Origin of the sequence: Comamonas sp. MYb21 (genome assembly GCF_037479395.1) — a bacterium.
Lineage (GTDB): Bacteria > Pseudomonadota > Gammaproteobacteria > Burkholderiales > Burkholderiaceae_C > Comamonas.
The window spans coordinates 1-902 of sequence record NZ_JBBGZC010000035.1; the positions used below are offsets into that span (position 1 = coordinate 1).

At 63.3% G+C, this 902-nt stretch carries 1 pseudogene; it reads right to left on the bottom strand.

The window, feature by feature from the left end:
• Positions 1 to 902: pseudogene (locus WH367_RS24330) on the bottom strand (hypothetical protein); the annotation flags it as partial.

Here is a 902-nt window from a genome sequence, read left to right on the forward strand (position 1 = left end):
CCCTGGGCGCTGTAGCTGTAGTGCACCAGGGTGATGGGTTGGGGGAGGGATTCTGTGTGTTCGGTAGCGGAAGGGTCACGAACCAGGCTGATGCTGGTCAGGCGCACGCCGCTGTCGGCCTGCCAGAAGAAGTGGCTGTCTTGTGCGCCCTCTTTGTGCCTGTAATGCTGGGCCTCTTGGGCGGGCAGGATTTGCTGGTAGTGCAGCTGGTAGTGGCGGCCCACACCATCGTCAATGCCGGTGATGCGCTCCTGGCCCAGCACCTTTGACCAGTGGTAGCGCTGCTTGCGGTCCAGGCGGTCTATCTTGCCCAGCAAGATCCAGTTCGGGTCTGGCTCGGGTGCAGATGAAGGAACTGCTGCTGTCTTCGCCTTCGCCGCATTGCCCGTAGCCGCATCCGCCTGCGTGGCCGCACGCGCCGCCTCGATCTGCTGCCAGTTAGCCGGCGCAAATACCCAGACGGTGTCGCCGTTGCCTGTCGAGGCAAAGACCAGCAGATCACTGCAAGCCATATCGCGCCGGATCCAGGCAAAGCGGCCTTGCCACCATAGCGGGGCTTGGCCCGGGTGCTGCTTTGCGTTGGCGTTTGCGTTTGCGTTTGCGTTTACGTTTACGTTTGTGTCGTGCGGTGCCTCTGCACTGAATCTTGCAGCCCCCGTCATCGCGGCCAACTCCTGCGCGAGCCCACCGGCATGCATGCCTGAGCGCAGCAGCCAGATATCTTCACTCGCGCTGTAGATCGACTCGCCCGGCCCCAGCGCATCAAAGGTGATGGTGCGGCCCTGGCTGTCGTGCAGCAAGGTGGCGCTCGCCTGCATGGAGAGGCGCAGCTCCATCGGCAGGCCCCAGCCATAACCGAGCATGCCGCAGTAGCCGCCTTGCTCGGCATTGACGTAGCTGCT